The following is a 16,307-nucleotide window of genomic DNA, read 5'->3' as shown; positions in this document are numbered from 1 at the left end:
TATGTGTGGAATCGTCGGAGCAGTAGCCGAGCGCAACATCACCGCCATCCTGATCGAAGGCCTCAAGCGCCTGGAGTACCGCGGGTACGACAGTGCCGGCCTGTCCGTCTACACCCAGCAAGGCGAGCTCCAGCGTCTGCGTCGCATCGGCAAGGTCGCCGAGCTTGAGGCGGCTAATACCGCCGACCCACTGATCGGCCAGTTGGGCATCGCCCATACCCGCTGGGCCACCCACGGTGCGCCGACCGAAGGCAATGCCCACCCTCATTTCTCCGGCAACGAAGTTGCCGTGGTGCACAACGGCATCATCGAAAACCACGAAGAACTGCGTGAAGAGCTCAAGGACCTGGGCTACGTGTTCGCCTCGCAGACCGACACCGAGGTGATCGTCCACCTGATCCACCACACCCTCAAGTCCATTCCGGACCTTGCCGGCGCGCTCAAGGCGGCAATCAAGCGCCTGCACGGTGCGTACGGCCTGGCGTTGATCAGCGTGAAACAACCCGACCGCCTGGTCGCCGCCCGCAGCGGTAGCCCGCTGGTGATCGGCCTGGGCCATGGCGAGAACTTCCTGGCCTCCGACCAGCTTGCGTTGCGTCAGGTCACCGACCGCTTCATGTACCTGGAGGAGGGTGACATCGCCGAGATTCGCCGCGACCAGGTGACCATCTGGAACCAGGCCGATGACCAGGTTCAGCGTGAGGTGGTGCAATACCACGAAGGCGCCGAGGCTGCCGACAAAGGTGCCTATCGTCATTTCATGCTCAAGGAGATCCACGAGCAGCCGGCTGTGGTACAGCGGACTCTGGAAGGGCGCCTGGGCAAGGACCACGTGCTGGTGCAGGCCTTCGGTCCACAGGCGGCCGAGCTGTTCGCCAAGGTGCGCAACGTGCAGATCGTCGCCTGCGGCACCAGTTACCACGCCGGTATGGTCGCCCGTTACTGGCTCGAGAGCCTTGCTGGTATTCCGTGCCAGGTCGAAGTCGCCAGCGAGTTCCGCTACCGCAAGGTGGTGGTCCAGCCTGACACCCTGTTCGTCTCGATCTCCCAGTCCGGCGAAACCGCAGACACCCTGGCCGCCCTGCGCAATGCCAAGGAACTGGGCTTCCTCGGCAGCCTGGCGATCTGCAACGTCGGCATCAGCTCGTTGGTGCGTGAGTCTGACCTGACCTTGCTGACTTTGGCCGGTCCGGAAATCGGCGTAGCCTCTACCAAGGCCTTCACCACCCAGTTGGTATCGCTGATGTTGCTGACCCTGGCCCTCGGCCAGGTACGCGGGACCCTCGAGGCCGGGGTGGAAGCCGAGTTGGTCGAAGAGCTGCGTCGCCTGCCGACCCGCCTGGGCGAAGCCCTGGCCATGGACAGCACTGTGGAAAAGACCGCCGAGCTGTTCGCCGACAAGCACCACACCCTGTTCCTCGGCCGAGGCGCGCAGTACCCGGTGGCGATGGAAGGTGCGCTCAAGCTCAAGGAAATCTCCTACATCCATGCCGAAGCCTACCCGGCCGGTGAGCTCAAGCATGGCCCGCTGGCGCTGGTGGACAGCGACATGCCGGTGGTGACCGTGGCGCCGAACAACGAACTGCTGGAGAAGCTGAAGTCGAACCTGCAGGAAGTCCGTGCGCGGGGTGGTGAGCTGGTGGTGTTCGCCGATGAACAGGCGGGTATGACCAATGGCGAAGGTACCCATGTGATCAAGGTGCCGCATATCGCCGATGCCCTGGCGCCGATTCTGTACACCATCCCGCTGCAGTTGCTGTCGTATTACGTGGCGGTGTTGAAGGGTACGGATGTGGATCAGCCGCGGAACCTGGCGAAGTCGGTGACGGTGGAGTGAGGCGCTGACGGTCGCGTCGTGGTTGCTCGCATCATCCTTTGAATGCCCCGCAGGCTTACGCCTGCGGGGCATTTTCGTCAAACGGCCTTGGCCTTCATCAGCCCGATCTCAGCATCGTCGAGCAGTGCCTTGGCCAGGGCTGTGAGGTAATACGAGGCCCAGATCAGCGTGTGGTTTCGCTCCATCAGGCCATCCAGGGTCATGTCCCGTGCGTAACCCATCAGTTCGGAAGCTTGTTCGCGGGCGAACTGGCAGTCGATGCCGGGCTCGATGCGAAACAGTGGTTGGCTTTGGCCTTCACCTTGGTAGAAGCAGGTTTCGCCGGGTATGACGGCGGTTGTGGTCATTGTCGATCTCCCTTCGAAAATTGTGGTTGTCTGGGCGGGCCTCTTCGCGGGCAAGCCCGCTCCCACAGGATCGACATCGCTTTCGAATGCGAAGGGGTACCTGTGGGAGCGGGCTTGCCCGCGAAGAGGCCCGCCCAGGCAACCCATCACTTAATGCAGCGTTCGCGGCTCGGTCGGCAGATGCGCCCGCATCTGCGCGTGCTCTTCCGCCGACTCCAACAAGGCCTGCACAGTCGCCATCTCATGAATCACGGCCTGCATGATCTTCGAGCTTGGACTGACAGGGTTGAGCAGCACGGATTGGCTGGCGACGGATAAGGCGCAAAGGATGTGCTCGAAGGCCTGCACGAGGGTGTCTTGCAAGGCGATGGACGATTCGAGGGAGGAAGCGGGTGGATCGGGGACTAACTTGCGCATATGCACCTCTGGGATCAGTGGGGCTACCACAAGCTCGCTGTCAAACAAGAGGGTGGCAGCTGTACGCGGGTTGACAGACCGAGGATCCCAGAGTGACTCGGCGCACACGAAGGTGCCCCGCGCACAGCCGCCATAGCGCTTGCGCGTGTCTGAGATAGGGTCGGCCTGTCAAAGCCGGTCGCTGTTTCACCAGCGACTTCCCGAGACTAGGCCCCCATTCCAGCAGTAGCAATGGTTTGGCAGGCGCAAGAGTATGAATCGGAAATGCCCTACAAAAAATAGAATTAGTCTGAAACAGAACTGATGTTTTTTGTTTAATGCGCAATGGTTTTCACATTATGTGGGCCGCATCGGGACCTATCGCAGAACAGCACCTTGACCAGACCGTTGAGATCTCCCTTCGAGTACTTTGGTTGTCTGGGCCGGCCTCTTCGTGGGCAAGCCCGCTCCCACAGGTACCCCTTCGCATTCGAAAGCGATGTTGATCCTTTGGGAGCGGGCTTGCCCGCGAAAAGGCTCGCACGGACTGCACATGACTTAGTGCAGGCCTGCACAGGTAACCATGGCCTTACCTCAACGGAATGGTCAGTTGTTCAATGACCGCTTGCGTGCTTGGCCTCACCCCTCGCCACCAGGCAAAAGCCTCGGCAGCCTGCTCGATTAGCATGCCGACTCCATCGGCAAGGCGTTTCACACCCTTGGCCTGAGCTTGGCCTAGGAAAGGTGTAAGTCCTTTGCCATAGGCCAGTTCATACGCCAGCCGCGTGCTCTCGAACACACTGTCAGGCAGAGGCGGTAGTTCGCCGCTGAGGCTGGCGGAGGTGGCGTTGACCACGATGTCGAAGGTCTGCTCATGCAGTTCCTCGTACCGGCTGATTCGTAGCCGAGGATGATCCACCTCGTTACGCAGGGCTACTGCCTTGGCCATGTCTCGGTTGGCGATCACCAGCTCGCTGGGCCCCGCCTGCAGGAATGGCAATAGCGCTCCGCGCGCTGCTCCGCCGGCACCGAGCAACAACACCCGACGATCGCGTAGCGGCTCGTCGAGGTTCTCTTCGATGTCCCGGAGCAGGCCGATACCATCGAAGTTCTCGGCGTAGAGGCTGCCATCCTCGAACTTCAGCGCATTGGCCGCCCGCGCCAGCTGCGCCCGCTCGCTACGCCGGTCAGCGAGCTCGAAGGCACGCAGCTTGAACGGGGCGGTGATGTTCATCCCCAGCCCGCCCTCACGGTGAAACTGCAGGACTTGGCTCTCGAAGCCCTCGGGTTCTCCTTCGATGGCGTCATACACCAAGGTCTGTCCGCAGGCCTGGGCGAACAAGCCATGGATCAGGGGGGACTTGGTGTGGTTGATCGGCCTGCCGATCACTGCGTAGCGGTCGCTCATCGTGCATCTCCATGGGTAAACAGCACACCGTCAGACTGCATGGCGGTGATTTCATCAGGACTGAAGCCCAGCGCTGCGGCCACCTCGGCATTGTGTTGGCCGAGATCCGGGGCCACCTGATAGAGGGTGGTGTCGCAGTCCGAGAAGCGGAACGGCAGGTTGGGCAGTCGCAAGGTGCCGTAGCGTGGGTGCTGCTGCTCGATGACCATGTTGCGCGCCTGGATCTGCGGGTCGGCCAGTACCTCGTCGATGCGCTGCACCTTGGCGCTGGGGATGTCGATGGTGTCGAGCAACGCGAGGATATCGGCCACCTGGCGCGCGCCGACCCAATCGCGAACTACCGCGAGGATCGCCTGACGATGGGTGTTACGGCCGTTGAGGCTGTGGAAGCGGTGATCGCTGCCGAATCCGGGCGGCCCGCCATTGGCTTCGAGCATGACCGCAAAGCGCTGCCAGGCGTCGTCGACCTGGGCGGCGATGACCAGGTCGCCATCAGCGGCGCGGAACACGCCATACAGCGTCGAGGTCGGCATGTCGTGGCCGGTCTGCTCGGGCAGCACGCTGCCATCGGACAAGGTGTAGCACTGCACTGCGTACTCGTGCATCGACACCAGCGTGTCATACAGGGCCATGTCGATATGCTGCCCGCGGCCGCTGCTGACCCGGCCCAGCAGTGCTGCATTGATCGCGGCCACGGCATGGATGCCGGTATACATGTCGCCCAGGGAAATCCGCAGCAGCGGCGGGGCCTCGCCTGGTACGCCGACCATCTGCATGATGCCGCTCTTGGCCTCGGCGATCAGTCCGAAGCCCGCGCGGTGCGCATCTGGGCCAGTGTGGCCGTAGGCGGAAATCGAGCAGTACACCAGGCGCGGATTGCGTGCGGCCAACTCGGCATAACCCAAGCCAAGCTTGTCCAAGGCACCGGGGCGGTAGTTTTCGATGAAGACGTCGGCCGAGTCGGTGAGGCGCTGCATGAAGGCTTTGCCGCGCGGGTCCTTCATGTTCACACTGACGCCCTGCTTGCCCATGTTCAACTGCAGGAAGTAACCACTCTGCTGGTCATCCAGGGTGAACGCATGCTGGCGGCCGGCATCGCCGCTGCCTGGCCGTTCGACCTTGATCACCTCTGCGCCCAGCGCCGCAAGACAGCGGCCCACATACGGTCCGGCGAGGAAGTGGCTGTAGTCGATGACGCGGATACCCGCCAATGGCAATGCCTGGCTCATCCTTCGATCCTCCTGGGCACCATCAAGCGGTGTTCGCCGCGCTGCACCACTTCGCCGTGCTGGTTGATCAACTCCGAAGGCAACACCACGATGCCCCAGCCCGGCCGGCTTTTGCTCGGGCGCATCGCTCCGACGCGCATGCGTACGTGCAACACATCGTTGACCTTTATCGGCAGCACGAAGTCCCAGGTCCAGCCCAGTGACATGCCCGGCAGGAAACGATACTCGCACCGGGTCTTGAGACCGTCGGCAATGGAGAGGCCGAACAGGCCGTGGGCGACCAGGCAACCGAAGTGGCTGGCGTTGGCATACTCCTCATCGACGTGCACCGGGGTGTGGTCGCCGGTGAGATCGGCGTAGGCCAGGATGCGCTCGCGGGTCACGGTGTAAGTGGGGCTTATGCATTCATCCCCTTCGCGGGCATCGTCCCAGTATTTTTCCATCACGCTCATGACAGCACCTCTGCCCGTGGGTCGATGGACAGGGCCTGGGCAACGCAACGGGCGGGCATCGCCTGGATGAATTCCACTGCCAGGCCGTCGGGCAGGCGCAACCAGTTGCGGCCTTGGGGCATTGCGCTGACGCCGAAACGCTGGGCGGCCGACAAAGCGGCTTCGAGGTCTTCACACATGATGCCCAGGTGTGCCATGCGTCCCTCTGGGCCGGTGAAGTCCGGCTGGTGAATGAACTGCAAACCGCCGAGGGTCCAATACTGTGCGGGCTCCTCGATGTCGCCCTGCACTTCGCGCATGGTCATGCCACACACTTCACTGAAGAATCGGATATGCCACTGGATGTCCTGCACCCAGAACGCGACGTGCTCGAGGTAGGCTTTTGGCTGGCTCATGGGTGCTCCCTTCTCTGATGATCGGCCATGGCGCGTTCGATGCCCTTTATGCAGGCCACCAGGGTCGCGTTGACCGGTGTGGCCACGCCATGGCGCTGGCCCCAGCGCACGACAGAGCCGTTGATGAAGTCGATCTCGGTGATCGAGCCTTTTTCCAGGCTCTGCAGCATCGAAGTGCGGAAGCTCGCCGGCAGACCTTCGGCAGCCAACTGCCAGGCAGCGTCAGGACTGCTCAGGCTCAGGCGGATACCGGCGCGCTCGGCGACGCTGATGGCTTCGGCCACAGCTGCCTTGGCGGTGTTCTCCAGCAGCGGCTCGCTGTACAGCTGGCCGTAGCTGAGCATGGTTATGCCGCTGAGCGCGCCGGTAGCGACGTTGACCAGCAGCTTGTCCCACATGGTGCCGAGGATATTGTCACTGACCACCGTGGTCAGTCCGGCGCTGTTGAAGACCTCGGCGATGGCTTGCACGCGCGGTGTCAGCTGGCCATCGAGCTCGCCGATAAACGTCTGTTTTCCTGCGACGCCGGCGCGGATCGAACCCGGTGCCAGGAGCACACCGCCGACGTAGGTCTTGCCGGCCAGCACGCGCTCGCGCCCCACCGCCTCAGCGAGGATATCCTCGTGACCCAGGCCGTTCTGTAGCGACAGCACCAGCGTCTGTGACCCGATCAGGGGACTGGCGCTGGCCATGGCCTCGGCGGTGTGGAACGACTTGACCAGTACCACCACCAGATCGGCTACGCCGACGTCTTCGGCATTGATCGCGGCATTGACCCGCACATGGCGTTCGCCGCGTTCGTCCTGCACCTGCAGCCCATGCTGGTTCATCGCCTCGACATGTGCTCGGCCTCGGTTCAACAGCCAGGTTTCATGCCCCGCCTCACTCAAGGCCGCGCCGATGGCGCAACCCAGGGCTCCCGCGCCCAGAATGCAGATTTTCACGTCGCAGACCTCCTGTGGTTTGCGACCACCTTATGCAGCGGGACTTATCTGGGCTATACAATGGACCCAATACCACTATTGGGATTTTCAATAATGAATGGCTTGGAGGCGTTACCCGAGCCCAAGCTGCTGCAGCTGTTCGACGTGCTCTATCACTGCCGCAGTGTGACCCGCGCTGCCGAACAGCTGGGTCAGAGTCAACCGACCGTGAGCATCTGGCTGGCACGTCTGCGTGAGCAGCTGAACGATCCGCTGTTTGTCCGCACGCCCGGAGGCATGGCCCCTACGCCCCGTGCCGATCAATTGATCGGGCCATGCCGGGAGGTGCTGGAATCGCTACGCCGGCTCACCGCCTGGGAGCCGCAGTTCGTTCCGGCGACCGCGCAACGGCGCTTCCGCCTCTGTGTCAGCGATGCCAGCCACATCACTCTGCTGCCCAGCATCCTCAATTACCTGCGCACTCACGCGCCTGGGATTCGCCTGGAAGCCGTCCGCATAGACGGCAATACGGAAAGCGCGTTGGAGTCGGGTGAGGCGGATCTGGCTATCGGCTTCGTGCCTTGGCTAGGGGGCGGCATGTATCAGCAGGTGCTGTACGAACAGGATTGGGTCTGCCTGAGCAATCCGCAGCATCCTCGGCTCGGACAAGGGATGAGCCTGGAGCGTTACTGCGCCGAGGGGCATGTGCAAATCAGTTCAGGAACGGGGCAGAAGTTGTTGGAAGCTGGGTTGGCACGCGCGGGGATCGAGCGCAGGATCATGCTGGAACTGCCAGCATTTCTCGGCTTGGGTATGATCATCGGGACGACCGATCTGGTCGCTACGTTACCGCGGCATATAGGGCAGACACTCGCTGACATGCATGAGCTACGGCTCCATGACTGCCCGGTTGTGGTGGAGGGGTTCACCGTCAAACAGCACTGGCATGCGCGGTATCATCAGGACAGCGGCAACCGGTGGATCAGGGGCGTCGTGCGAACGTTGTTCAGAACCGAACAATGAGCCGCTGTGAGTCGCCCCTGTCTTGTTGGATGCGCCTGCCTCCTGACCGGGCTGCACATCATCGTCATGGCTCCGTGTTCAGTGCAATACCTGGCTCAAGAACAATCGACTGCGCTCACTTTGCGGGTTGTCGAAGAACGCCTCCGGCGTGGCCTGCTCGACAATTTCACCCTGGTCCATGAACACCACCCGGTGCGCCACGGTACGGGCGAAACCCATTTCATGGGTCACGCACAGCATGGTCATGCCGTCTTCGGCAAGGCTGACCATGGTGTCGAGCACTTCCTTGACCATTTCCGGGTCCAGCGCCGAGGTCGGTTCATCGAACAGCATGATCTTGGGCTTCATGCACAATGCCCGGGCGATCGCGACCCGCTGCTGCTGGCCACCGGACAGCTGCCCGGGGAATTTGTGGGCCTGCTCGGGAATGCGCACGCGTTCCAGATAATGCATCGCCACTTCTTCAGCGTGGCGACGTGACACCTTGCCTGCCCAGATCGGTGCGAGTGTGCAGTTCTGCAGAATGGTCAGGTGCGGGAACAGGTTGAAATGCTGGAACACCATGCCGACTTCGCGGCGGATGGCCTCGATCTGCCTGACGTCGCTGGTCAGTTCGGTGCCTTGGACCACAATCCGGCCTTCCTGGTGTTCTTCGAGGCGGTTCAGGCAGCGAATAGTGGTCGATTTGCCCGATCCCGACGGGCCGCAGAGCACGATACGCTCGCCCTGATGCACGGTCAGGTTGATGTTCTTCAGTACCTGGAAAGTCCCGTACCACTTGTTGATGTTCTCCATCTGGATCATGGCTTGCCTGGCCATTGAAGCCTGGGGATTGCGGATCGCTTCACTCATTTGAAACTCCTTGCCGGAGCACAGGCCCGCCGTCCCGATGGAGGCGGGCACGCCAGATAGGGGAAAGGGTGCGCAGGTGCCTTTGGATCAGTGCAGGACGCTTTCCAGGAACTGCCGGGTGCGCGGTTCCTTGGGTACGCTGAACACCTCGGACGGCGGCCCGGTTTCGATGATCTTGCCGCCGTCGAAGAACACCACGCGATCGGCCACTTCACGGGCGAAACCCATTTCGTGGGTCACCACGATCATGGTCATGCCTTCGGCAGCCAAGCCCTTCATCACGTTCAGCACATCGCCGACGGTCTCCGGGTCCAGCGCGGAGGTGGGCTCGTCGAACAGCATCAACTTGGGTCTCATCGCCAACGCGCGAACGATGGCCACGCGTTGTTGCTGGCCGCCGGACAACTCTGCCGGATAATGCTCGGCCTTGTGGCGCAGTCCGACCCGGTCCAGCAACGCCAAGGCATGGGCCTGTGCTTGCTGCTTGGTCGCGCGCTTGAGCTTTACCGGCGCGAGGATCATGTTTGCCATCACGGTCATGTGGGGGAACAGCGTGTAGTCCTGGAACACCATGCCCACTTCCTCACGAAGCTTCGCCAGCGCCTTGCGGTCACCGGCGTTGGCAGAGTCGCCATTGCCGATCACCACGGTGCCCTGCGACGGCTCCTCCAAGCTGTTCAGGCAGCGAATGAAGGTGGACTTGCCCGAGCCGCTGGGACCGATGATGACCACCACTTCACCTTGGCGAACGTCCATGTCCACCCCCTTGACCACCTCGTGTTGCCCAAAGCTTTTATGCAGGTCGCGAACCGTCAGGATTGTGCTCATAGGCCCGCCTGTGCCCGGGTCAGGGCTTGCAGGTTGAGGTGAGCCGCGCTCAGTCGCTCGCGGCGCTGTTGATTGGCGGCGCGTTCAGCCGACAGTCGCTCCCTGGCACGGGCCAGGCTGGGCTTCAGCGAACCCAGCGACGGGCCGCCTGCGGAGGTACGCCCTTGCACGTTGCTGACCGGGTCCAGGCATTCGCGCACCTTTTGCTCGGACAGCTTCAGCGCGTGGCCCAGTTGTTCGATGGCGCAGGCATCGATCATCTGGGTGGTGATCTGATTCGCCAACAGGCCTTGATCCATCGCCATGCGCACCACGGCGCCGACCACGTGGTGGGCTTCGCGGAACGACAGATCCACCTCGCGCACCATCAGGTCGGCCAGGCCCGTTGCCGTGGAGAAGTCTTCACCGGCACGGCGCACCGCCAGATCGATGTTCGGGGTCGCGGTGCGCAGCACCAGGTCCAGCAGTTTCAGGCAGCGTAGGCTTTCTTCGGCGGCTTCCCAGAAACCACGGGTGCCTTCGCGGTTGCCATCGCCGGTGTGCGAGAAGTTGGTGCCTTTGATGGTGACGCTTGCCCCCATCAGCAAGCCGACGATGTGTCCGCTGCGGCCCTTGAGATACTCCAGCACGGTCGGGTTCTTCTTTTGCGGCATGATGCTGGACGTCGCCGCGACACTGTCAGGGAAGTCGATGAGGTTGAACTCATTGGTGCTCCACACGAAGTAATCCTGCGCAATGCGGCTCCAGAGCACCGCCAGGTTGCTCAGGTGCGACAGACTTTCGAGCAGGAAGTCCCGCGAGCCGATGGCATCCAGCGCGTTGTCCAGATAACCGTCGAAGCCTAGCAACTCGGCGGTGCGCGAGCGGTCGATGGCGAACGGCGTACCGGCGAACGCCGCTGCGCCAAGTGGGCACTGGTTCATGGAATCCAGGGTCTGGATCAGGCGTTTGCTGTCGCGTTCCAGTGCCTGCTCCACCGCGCTGAGGTAGTACCCATAGGTGATCGGTTGTGCAGGTTGCAGGTGGGTGTAACCGGGCATTACCACTTCAGCGAACATCTCGGCACAGCGAATGGCCGTTGCTCGCACGTTCATCAGCTCGTCGATCAGGTCCATCAACAGGTCGCGACACCGCAGGCGATCGAGCGTGGCAAGAATGTCGTTGCGGCTGCGACCGGTGTGCAGGCGCCCGCCGATGTCGGCGCCGATCTGTTCGATCAGGTGCGCTTCATAGTTGAAGTAGGCATCTTCGCGCGACGGATCCAGCTCGACCGCATCCGGCCCGGCATGCTCCATGTCCAGCACGCCTTTGGCCAGCGCACTGGCGTGTTCGCCACGAATCAGGCCCTGTTCGGCGAGCATCAGGATGTGCGCCTTGTTGACGTTGCCCAGGTTGGCGAAACCACTGGCGAAGCCTTCCAGGCGTGGGCGATAGATGTACTCGTTGACTTCCGGCGCAGTGCTTTCCTTCAGGCGCCGACTGACTTTGGATTCTTGCATTTTGGAACCTCTCCAATAGAAGTACGTACCGCCGGGCGACCCAGACGACGTTCGAGATAGCGACTGAGCCAGGTCAGTGCCGAGCAGATGACGAAGTACACGAGCAACACCACGCCGTAGACCTCGAATGCCGGGCTGACGCCGGTCATGACGGTTTCGCGTTCGATGATGATCTGCCCGACCTTGAGGAATTCGCCCACACCTACCAGCGCGCCCAGGGAAGTGGCTTGCACCAGGATCGTCAGCAACCCGGTGTAGGCCGGCAGAATGGCTTTCATCGACTGTGGCACGACCACGTGCAGGTAGATCTGCCAAGGGCGCAGGCCCAAGGCCCAGGCGCTTTTCCACTGATGTCGGGATACCGACTCCAGACCGCCTCGGACGATCTCGATACCGTTGGCGCTGCCCCACAGGGTCAGGCCCACGGTGACGGCGGCGAACGGGCTCAGATCCACACCGAACATCGGCGCCCCGAAGAAGATGAAGAACACGTTGACGATCAGTGGAATCGAGCGGAACAGCTCCACATAGGCATGAATCGTCCACCCCAGCGCGCGGTTCTTGACCGTGGCCAGCACACCGAGCACTGCCGAGATCAGCGTGGTGAACAGCAGCACCACCAGCGCCAGGCGCAGGGTCATCAACAACCCTTTGGAAACGAAGCTCCAGTTTTCGAGAATGAAGTTCATGGTTGCCTCACTGCCTGAAAGGTCGATGCAGGTGGGCCGACAGCCGCCCGGTCAACAGTGCGAGCACGCCCACCAGCACCAGGTACATGACGCAGATGGCAGTGAACATCTCGATGGCGCGGAAATCCGTGGCAATGCGGTCCACCGCCACGAAGGTCAACTCTGCCAAGCCGATGGCCTGCAAGTACGAGGAGTTCTTAAGCAGCGAGATCGCGGTATTGAGCATCGCCGGCAGGCTCGTGCGAAAAGCGATCGGCAGGGCCACCAGCGCGAAGTACTGCACCGGCTTGAGGCTGAGCGCCAAGCTGGCCTCACGCATACCGTGCTCCACGGTGGCCAGGCCGCCACGGATGTTCTCGATCTGGTAAGCCCCTGCCCAGAGCGACAGGCAAAACACCCCTGACCAGAACAGCGACAGTCCCAGCCCCACGGCTGGCAAGCCGTAGAAGATGAAGAACAGTTGCACCAGGATCGGCGTATTGCGGATCAACTCCACATAGAACGCTACGACCTGCGAGAGGACGGGTACCTTCATGACCCTCACCGCGCCGCCCAGCACACCGATCAACAGCGAGAAGACGATGGCGAGCGCCGTTATCTTCAGCGTCATCAGCACGCCGTCGAGTAACGCCGGCCACTGCGCCATCAGGTAATGGATATCGAAACTCATGATGGCGGCCGATCAGAGCGATTCGGCAGGTTTGGCCTGCTCGAAGACACTGATGTAATAGCTTTGGATGTTCTTGGGAACGAACTGCGCGACCCAGCCACGGAACAGGTGTTCTTCACGCATACGCAGTACCGCTGCGCTCAGGTAGTCGCGCCACTCTTCGTCGTTCTTGCGCACGCCGATGGCGGCATCGGAGATCTGAAAAGGTTCGCCGATCAGACGGGCGTCCTTGTCATTGTCGGCCACCACCACCAGCGTTGCGGCGTCGTGGGTGTAAGCGTCGGCACGGCCCTGGCGGAAAGCCTGCAAGGCGTCGGCGGCGCTGTTCATGCGCAGCGTTTTCACGTCGGGCATGTGATCTTCGAACCACTTGGCCTGCACTGAGCCTTTGAGCGTTGCGAGCGTCTTGCCCTTGAGGTCGGAGATCTTCTGCACAGGGCTGTCTTTCTTGACCACCACGTCACTCGCGCCCCAGCGGTAGGGCGTGGTGAAGTCGATCACGCGTTGACGCTCCGGCGTGACACCGAGCGTGGCGATGAGGAAGTCCACCTTGCGACCAAGTAGTTGCGGCACTCGGTTTTCGGCGGTCACACAGGTGAAGCTGACCTTGTCCTTGGAGCCCAGGGCCCAAAACGACACTTGTTTCGCCATTTCCACTTCGACGCCGGCAAATTCCCCCTTTTCGTCTTGGTAGCCATAGGGCGGCTGGTCGCACCGCACACCAACACGCAGTTGGCCTGCCTCTTTGATAGCTGCCGGAACCGCCGGCAAGTCAGAGGCCCGAGCGGTGGATACCGCAGCCAACGACATGCACGACAAAGCCAGCGCAGCGCTTAGTTTTTTATACGAGAACGACATGATGCCTCCTGATTACCTGGCTGCATCGCCACACCGGCGTGCGACGAAACGATGAGTACAAGAGCAGGGCTGAAAAGTGTGGGGGAGCACCGGTTTTATTCTGGTTCTGCCGGCATGTGCTCGATTGGCATCGCGTTGCATCGGTGCAGACGTCGATGTGGGTCTAGTTATAAGATCTCCGTGTCATGCAATCAAATGACAATACATCAACCCGTCATGCAGAAATGATATGGCTATGAACTTCAAGCAGATCGAAACCTTCCGGGCGGTGATGCTCAGCGGCTCAATGACGGCGGCTGCGCAAGCGCTGCATACCTCGCAGCCAAACGTCAGCCGCCTGATCGCGCAGCTCGAACGGTCCAATGGCTTCAAATTGTTCGAGCGGATGGGCGGGCGATTGGTGCCTACCGATGAGGGCGCACAGTTCTTCGCCGATGTGGAGCGTGCCTTCATCGGGCTGCAAAGCCTGGAAAGCTCCGCCCAGAACCTCAAGCGTGGAGGTACCAGCCGGTTGCGCATCGGAGCCGTGCCATCGCTGACCCATGGCTTGCTGCCGGCGATCATCCAGCGCTTCCGCCAGCAGAATCCGCACGTTCATATCTCCATACACACCAATGACTCGCCGAACGTTGCACACTGGGCCGCTACGCGTTTCTGCGACGTGTGCCTGGTGTCCTACGTCGCGGAAGACATGGCCGGCGTGCAGTCGGAGATCATCTGCGATGTGCCCGGCGTGTGCATTTTCCCCAAGGGACATCGTCTTGGCAGTCTCGAGACAGTGACCCCGGCTGACCTCAAGGGCGAGGAATTCATCTCGTTGTCGCACACCGATGGCTCGCGCACGCGCCTCGACCGCCTCTTCGCCGAAGAGGACCCGCGCGTGCTCAATCTGGATGCCACCCACGCCGCCACCGTCTGCTCGTTGGTCGGCCTGGGCCTTGGCGTCAGCATCGTCAGCCCGCTTGTGGCCTGCGAGTATCTGCATACCGGTATCGATATGCGTCCGTTTACCCCGCAGCTGCGCTTCTATACCTACCTGCTGCTTTCATCCGATCGCCCCGAAAATCTGCTCACCCAGAGGTTCCGGGTACTGGCAGGGGAGATGCTTAGAGGGGCCGCTCAGACGACCTTGCAACCCGGCGGCGCAGTGGGTGGTTGAGCGCTGAACGAGCCGCGCAGCCAACAAAGTGGGGGCGTTCCACGGCAAAGCCATGGCCGTCGCGTCTGTGGATGCCCCATGAGAGGGTCGGATTCAGGTCAGTGAAGGTCGCATCTTGAGCTTCGCCTTGGCACTGTTGTCAGTAGGGTGGTGGCACCTGGCCATTTTTCAGCCATGTGCTGATCAGGTTCACCTCACACCTCCACCTTGCCATGGCCCATAAAAAGAGCAGGTGGAACGCTCCATTTTCACTGCCCTTTCGATAAAAAAAACCATGGGGAGTAAGACAATGCGGCTTAGAAACAGGAGCCTGCTGGCACTGGCCATCACGTCGATGGCGGGAAACGTGGCGATTGCAGGTCAGTCCGACAGTAAAGGATTCATCGAGGACAGCCACCTCGACTTCATGACCCGCAACCTTTACTGGAATCATGATTACCACAGCGGGCATAACAACGCCGATAGCACTGCAGACCGTGACCGGCGCGAATGGGGCCAAACCTTCCGGCTCGATTACACCTCAGGCTTCACCCAGGGCACGGTTGGATTCGGCGTGGATGCGAGTGCCTACACGGTCATCAAGCTCGATGGCGGGGCAGGGCATTCGGGGCAAGCCAACGTTCTGGTTCCGGACGGCAATAGCACTGCGCGCGAAGCCTCTTCGGCCGGTGCCAACGTCAAGCTGCGGGTGTCGGAGACCGAGCTCAAGTACGGTAACAATCTGCGCCCATATAACCCGGTGTTCGCACCTGCCGATGCCCGCTTGACCCCTGGAACGGCCCAAGGGTTCTGGTTGACCAGCGGCGAGATCGAAGGGCTGGCCGCAGAAGCGGGGCACCTGACGGCCGCCAAGGATTTCAACAGCACCAACATGTCGGACGACTTCTACGCCGCATACGCCGGGGTAGGTTCCAGCACGGTCGATTTCGTCGGCGGTACCTATTCGGTGACCGACCAGCTGAGCCTCGGTCTCTATGGCGCTGAGTATGAAGATATCTGGCGTCAGTACTATGGGAACGTCAACTATACCTATCCGTTGAGCGACACCCAGAGCCTGAACTTCGATGCCAATCTGTATCGCACCGTGGACGAAGGCAGTGCCCTGGCGGGGGACATCAACACCACGGCGTACTCTCTGGCCGCGGCGTATACGGTCGGGGCGCACACCTTCAAGCTGACCTACCAGAAGATTCACGGCGATCAGCCGTTCGACTACCTGGGGATGGGGCCCGGTACGTTCCATGACTCCATCTACCTGGCCAACTCCTCGCAGTTGGTCGACTTCAACGGCCCCAATGAGAAATCCTGGGGCGTGTTCTACAACCTCGACATGACCACGTATGGTGTGCCCGGGTTGTCGTTCGGTGCTCGCTACATCGTGGGCCGCGATGTCGATGGCAGCAAGATGGATGCTGACAGCCCCTATAACTTCTATGGCTCGCAGAGCAGTGAGGAGCATTGGGAGCGTGACATCGATGTCAAATACGTCGTACAAGGCGGGCCTGCCAAAGACCTGTCCGTTCGCTTGCGCCAAGCCACCCATCGGATCGGTAACGGCGCTTCGGATGCCTCTGCGGACCAGATTCGTCTGATCGTCGAGTATCCCTGGAGCATCTTCTGATCGCCGTACGACCCGCTTTCGTGGGTGCGTAACCCCTTGAGCACAAGGCACTCTCCAGCCCGTCCCTGGAGAGTGCCTGTGTCGTTCCTCCCCGCTAGTCGCTATTCATTGATCGCTTTCT

17 protein-coding genes are annotated in these 16,307 nt (G+C 61.5%); 4 read left to right on the top strand and 13 right to left on the bottom strand.

What is annotated here, in order from left to right:
- The first annotated feature begins 1 nt into the window (after position 1).
- Positions 2-1,837 carry a glutamine--fructose-6-phosphate transaminase (isomerizing) gene (glmS, locus tag E2H86_RS05790; protein WP_133325632.1) on the top strand — a complete coding sequence of 612 codons (1,836 nt, stop codon included), beginning with the start codon at positions 2-4 and terminating at the stop codon, positions 1,835-1,837.
- Between the two features lie 77 nt (positions 1,838-1,914).
- Here the strand turns inward: glmS and E2H86_RS05785 are convergent, their stop codons facing one another.
- The 7 genes from E2H86_RS05785 to E2H86_RS05745 all read right to left on the bottom strand — a co-directional run bounded on the left by E2H86_RS05785 (position 1,915) and on the right by E2H86_RS05745 (position 7,008).
- Positions 1,915-2,184 (bottom strand): DUF3077 domain-containing protein, encoded by a 270-nt coding sequence (locus tag E2H86_RS05785; RefSeq protein WP_133325630.1) that lies wholly within the window; start codon positions 2,182-2,184, stop codon positions 1,915-1,917.
- Between the two features lie 150 nt (positions 2,185-2,334).
- Positions 2,335-2,601, bottom strand: a complete 267-nt coding sequence (locus E2H86_RS05775) for a hypothetical protein (protein ID WP_133325628.1) — start codon at positions 2,599-2,601, stop codon at positions 2,335-2,337.
- Between the two features lie 568 nt (positions 2,602-3,169).
- Complete coding sequence (gene aroE, locus E2H86_RS05765) at positions 3,170-3,988, bottom strand: shikimate dehydrogenase (RefSeq protein WP_133325626.1); 819 nt, start codon at positions 3,986-3,988, stop codon at positions 3,170-3,172.
- Entirely contained in the window at positions 3,985-5,217 is a 1,233-nt protein-coding gene (locus E2H86_RS05760; protein WP_133325624.1) for a CaiB/BaiF CoA transferase family protein, read from the bottom strand. Before E2H86_RS05760 ends, aroE begins: the two co-directional genes overlap by 4 nt.
- Positions 5,214-5,669, bottom strand: coding sequence for a MaoC family dehydratase (locus tag E2H86_RS05755; protein WP_133325622.1), 456 nt, complete (start codon positions 5,667-5,669; stop codon positions 5,214-5,216). Before E2H86_RS05755 ends, E2H86_RS05760 begins: the two co-directional genes overlap by 4 nt.
- Positions 5,666-6,064, bottom strand: coding sequence for a VOC family protein (locus tag E2H86_RS05750; RefSeq protein WP_133325620.1), 399 nt, complete (start codon positions 6,062-6,064; stop codon positions 5,666-5,668). The genes E2H86_RS05755 and E2H86_RS05750 overlap by 4 nt, the downstream gene beginning before the upstream one ends.
- Positions 6,061-7,008, bottom strand: a complete 948-nt coding sequence (locus tag E2H86_RS05745) for a ketopantoate reductase family protein (protein ID WP_133325618.1) — start codon at positions 7,006-7,008, stop codon at positions 6,061-6,063. The genes E2H86_RS05750 and E2H86_RS05745 overlap by 4 nt, the downstream gene beginning before the upstream one ends.
- A 93-nt stretch (positions 7,009-7,101) precedes the next feature.
- Here E2H86_RS05745 and E2H86_RS05740 point away from each other — a divergent pair, with 93 nt between their 5' ends.
- Positions 7,102-8,010 carry a LysR family transcriptional regulator gene (locus E2H86_RS05740; RefSeq protein ID WP_133325616.1) on the top strand — a complete coding sequence of 303 codons (909 nt, stop codon included), beginning with the start codon at positions 7,102-7,104 and terminating at the stop codon, positions 8,008-8,010.
- A 78-nt stretch (positions 8,011-8,088) separates the two neighbouring features.
- Here the strand turns inward: E2H86_RS05740 and E2H86_RS05735 are convergent, their stop codons facing one another.
- The 6 genes from E2H86_RS05735 to E2H86_RS05710 all read right to left on the bottom strand — a co-directional run bounded on the left by E2H86_RS05735 (position 8,089) and on the right by E2H86_RS05710 (position 13,406).
- On the bottom strand, positions 8,089-8,862 hold the full coding sequence (locus E2H86_RS05735) for an amino acid ABC transporter ATP-binding protein (RefSeq protein ID WP_133325614.1): 774 nt from the start codon (positions 8,860-8,862) through the stop codon (positions 8,089-8,091).
- A gap of 87 nt (positions 8,863-8,949) precedes the next feature.
- Positions 8,950-9,690, bottom strand: a complete 741-nt coding sequence (locus tag E2H86_RS05730) for an amino acid ABC transporter ATP-binding protein (RefSeq protein WP_133325612.1) — start codon at positions 9,688-9,690, stop codon at positions 8,950-8,952.
- The gene (gene argH, locus E2H86_RS05725) at positions 9,687-11,189 is read right to left on the bottom strand and encodes an argininosuccinate lyase (RefSeq protein ID WP_133325610.1); all 1,503 of its coding nucleotides are present in this window, start codon (positions 11,187-11,189) and stop codon (positions 9,687-9,689) included. Before argH ends, E2H86_RS05730 begins: the two co-directional genes overlap by 4 nt.
- The gene (locus tag E2H86_RS05720; RefSeq protein ID WP_133325608.1) at positions 11,159-11,878 is read right to left on the bottom strand and encodes an amino acid ABC transporter permease; all 720 of its coding nucleotides are present in this window, start codon (positions 11,876-11,878) and stop codon (positions 11,159-11,161) included. Before E2H86_RS05720 ends, argH begins: the two co-directional genes overlap by 31 nt.
- A 7-nt stretch (positions 11,879-11,885) precedes the next feature.
- Positions 11,886-12,548 carry an amino acid ABC transporter permease gene (locus tag E2H86_RS05715; protein ID WP_133325606.1) on the bottom strand — a complete coding sequence of 221 codons (663 nt, stop codon included), beginning with the start codon at positions 12,546-12,548 and terminating at the stop codon, positions 11,886-11,888.
- 12 nt (positions 12,549-12,560) lie between these two features.
- Positions 12,561-13,406, bottom strand: coding sequence for a transporter substrate-binding domain-containing protein (locus E2H86_RS05710; RefSeq protein WP_133325604.1), 846 nt, complete (start codon positions 13,404-13,406; stop codon positions 12,561-12,563).
- 235 nt (positions 13,407-13,641) lie between these two features.
- On the opposite strand from E2H86_RS05710, the gene E2H86_RS05705 reads away from it, so the two are divergent.
- Both E2H86_RS05705 and E2H86_RS05700 read left to right on the top strand, forming a co-directional pair.
- On the top strand, positions 13,642-14,565 hold the full coding sequence (locus E2H86_RS05705; RefSeq protein WP_133325602.1) for a LysR substrate-binding domain-containing protein: 924 nt from the start codon (positions 13,642-13,644) through the stop codon (positions 14,563-14,565).
- 289 nt (positions 14,566-14,854) lie between these two features.
- Complete coding sequence (locus E2H86_RS05700) at positions 14,855-16,186, top strand: OprD family porin (protein ID WP_133325600.1); 1,332 nt, start codon at positions 14,855-14,857, stop codon at positions 16,184-16,186.
- Positions 16,187-16,307: the final 121 nt, after the last annotated feature.

The organism is Pseudomonas putida (assembly GCF_004357765.1).
GTDB lineage: Bacteria > Pseudomonadota > Gammaproteobacteria > Pseudomonadales > Pseudomonadaceae > Aquipseudomonas > Aquipseudomonas putida_U.
The sequence above is the reverse complement of the archived record's forward strand: the minus strand, read 5'-3'. Positions and strand labels throughout refer to the sequence as shown.

Coding starts and splice junctions, on each gene's coding strand:
- E2H86_RS05775 (WP_133325628.1), bottom strand. CDS start 2,601: ATGCGCAAGTTAGTCCCCGATCCACCCGCTTCCTCCCTCGAATCGTCC.
- E2H86_RS05755 (WP_133325622.1), bottom strand. CDS start 5,669: ATGAGCGTGATGGAAAAATACTGGGACGATGCCCGCGAAGGGGATGAA.
- argH (WP_133325610.1), bottom strand. CDS start 11,189: ATGCAAGAATCCAAAGTCAGTCGGCGCCTGAAGGAAAGCACTGCGCCG.
- E2H86_RS05710 (WP_133325604.1), bottom strand. CDS start 13,406: ATGTCGTTCTCGTATAAAAAACTAAGCGCTGCGCTGGCTTTGTCGTGC.
- E2H86_RS05700 (WP_133325600.1), top strand. CDS start 14,855: ATGCGGCTTAGAAACAGGAGCCTGCTGGCACTGGCCATCACGTCGATG.
- E2H86_RS05760 (WP_133325624.1), bottom strand. CDS start 5,217: ATGAGCCAGGCATTGCCATTGGCGGGTATCCGCGTCATCGACTACAGC.
- E2H86_RS05785 (WP_133325630.1), bottom strand. CDS start 2,184: ATGACCACAACCGCCGTCATACCCGGCGAAACCTGCTTCTACCAAGGT.
- E2H86_RS05730 (WP_133325612.1), bottom strand. CDS start 9,690: ATGAGCACAATCCTGACGGTTCGCGACCTGCATAAAAGCTTTGGGCAA.
- glmS (WP_133325632.1), top strand. CDS start 2: ATGTGTGGAATCGTCGGAGCAGTAGCCGAGCGCAACATCACCGCCATC.
- E2H86_RS05740 (WP_133325616.1), top strand. CDS start 7,102: ATGAATGGCTTGGAGGCGTTACCCGAGCCCAAGCTGCTGCAGCTGTTC.
- E2H86_RS05735 (WP_133325614.1), bottom strand. CDS start 8,862: ATGAGTGAAGCGATCCGCAATCCCCAGGCTTCAATGGCCAGGCAAGCC.
- E2H86_RS05720 (WP_133325608.1), bottom strand. CDS start 11,878: ATGAACTTCATTCTCGAAAACTGGAGCTTCGTTTCCAAAGGGTTGTTG.
- aroE (WP_133325626.1), bottom strand. CDS start 3,988: ATGAGCGACCGCTACGCAGTGATCGGCAGGCCGATCAACCACACCAAG.
- E2H86_RS05715 (WP_133325606.1), bottom strand. CDS start 12,548: ATGAGTTTCGATATCCATTACCTGATGGCGCAGTGGCCGGCGTTACTC.
- E2H86_RS05750 (WP_133325620.1), bottom strand. CDS start 6,064: ATGAGCCAGCCAAAAGCCTACCTCGAGCACGTCGCGTTCTGGGTGCAG.
- E2H86_RS05705 (WP_133325602.1), top strand. CDS start 13,642: ATGAACTTCAAGCAGATCGAAACCTTCCGGGCGGTGATGCTCAGCGGC.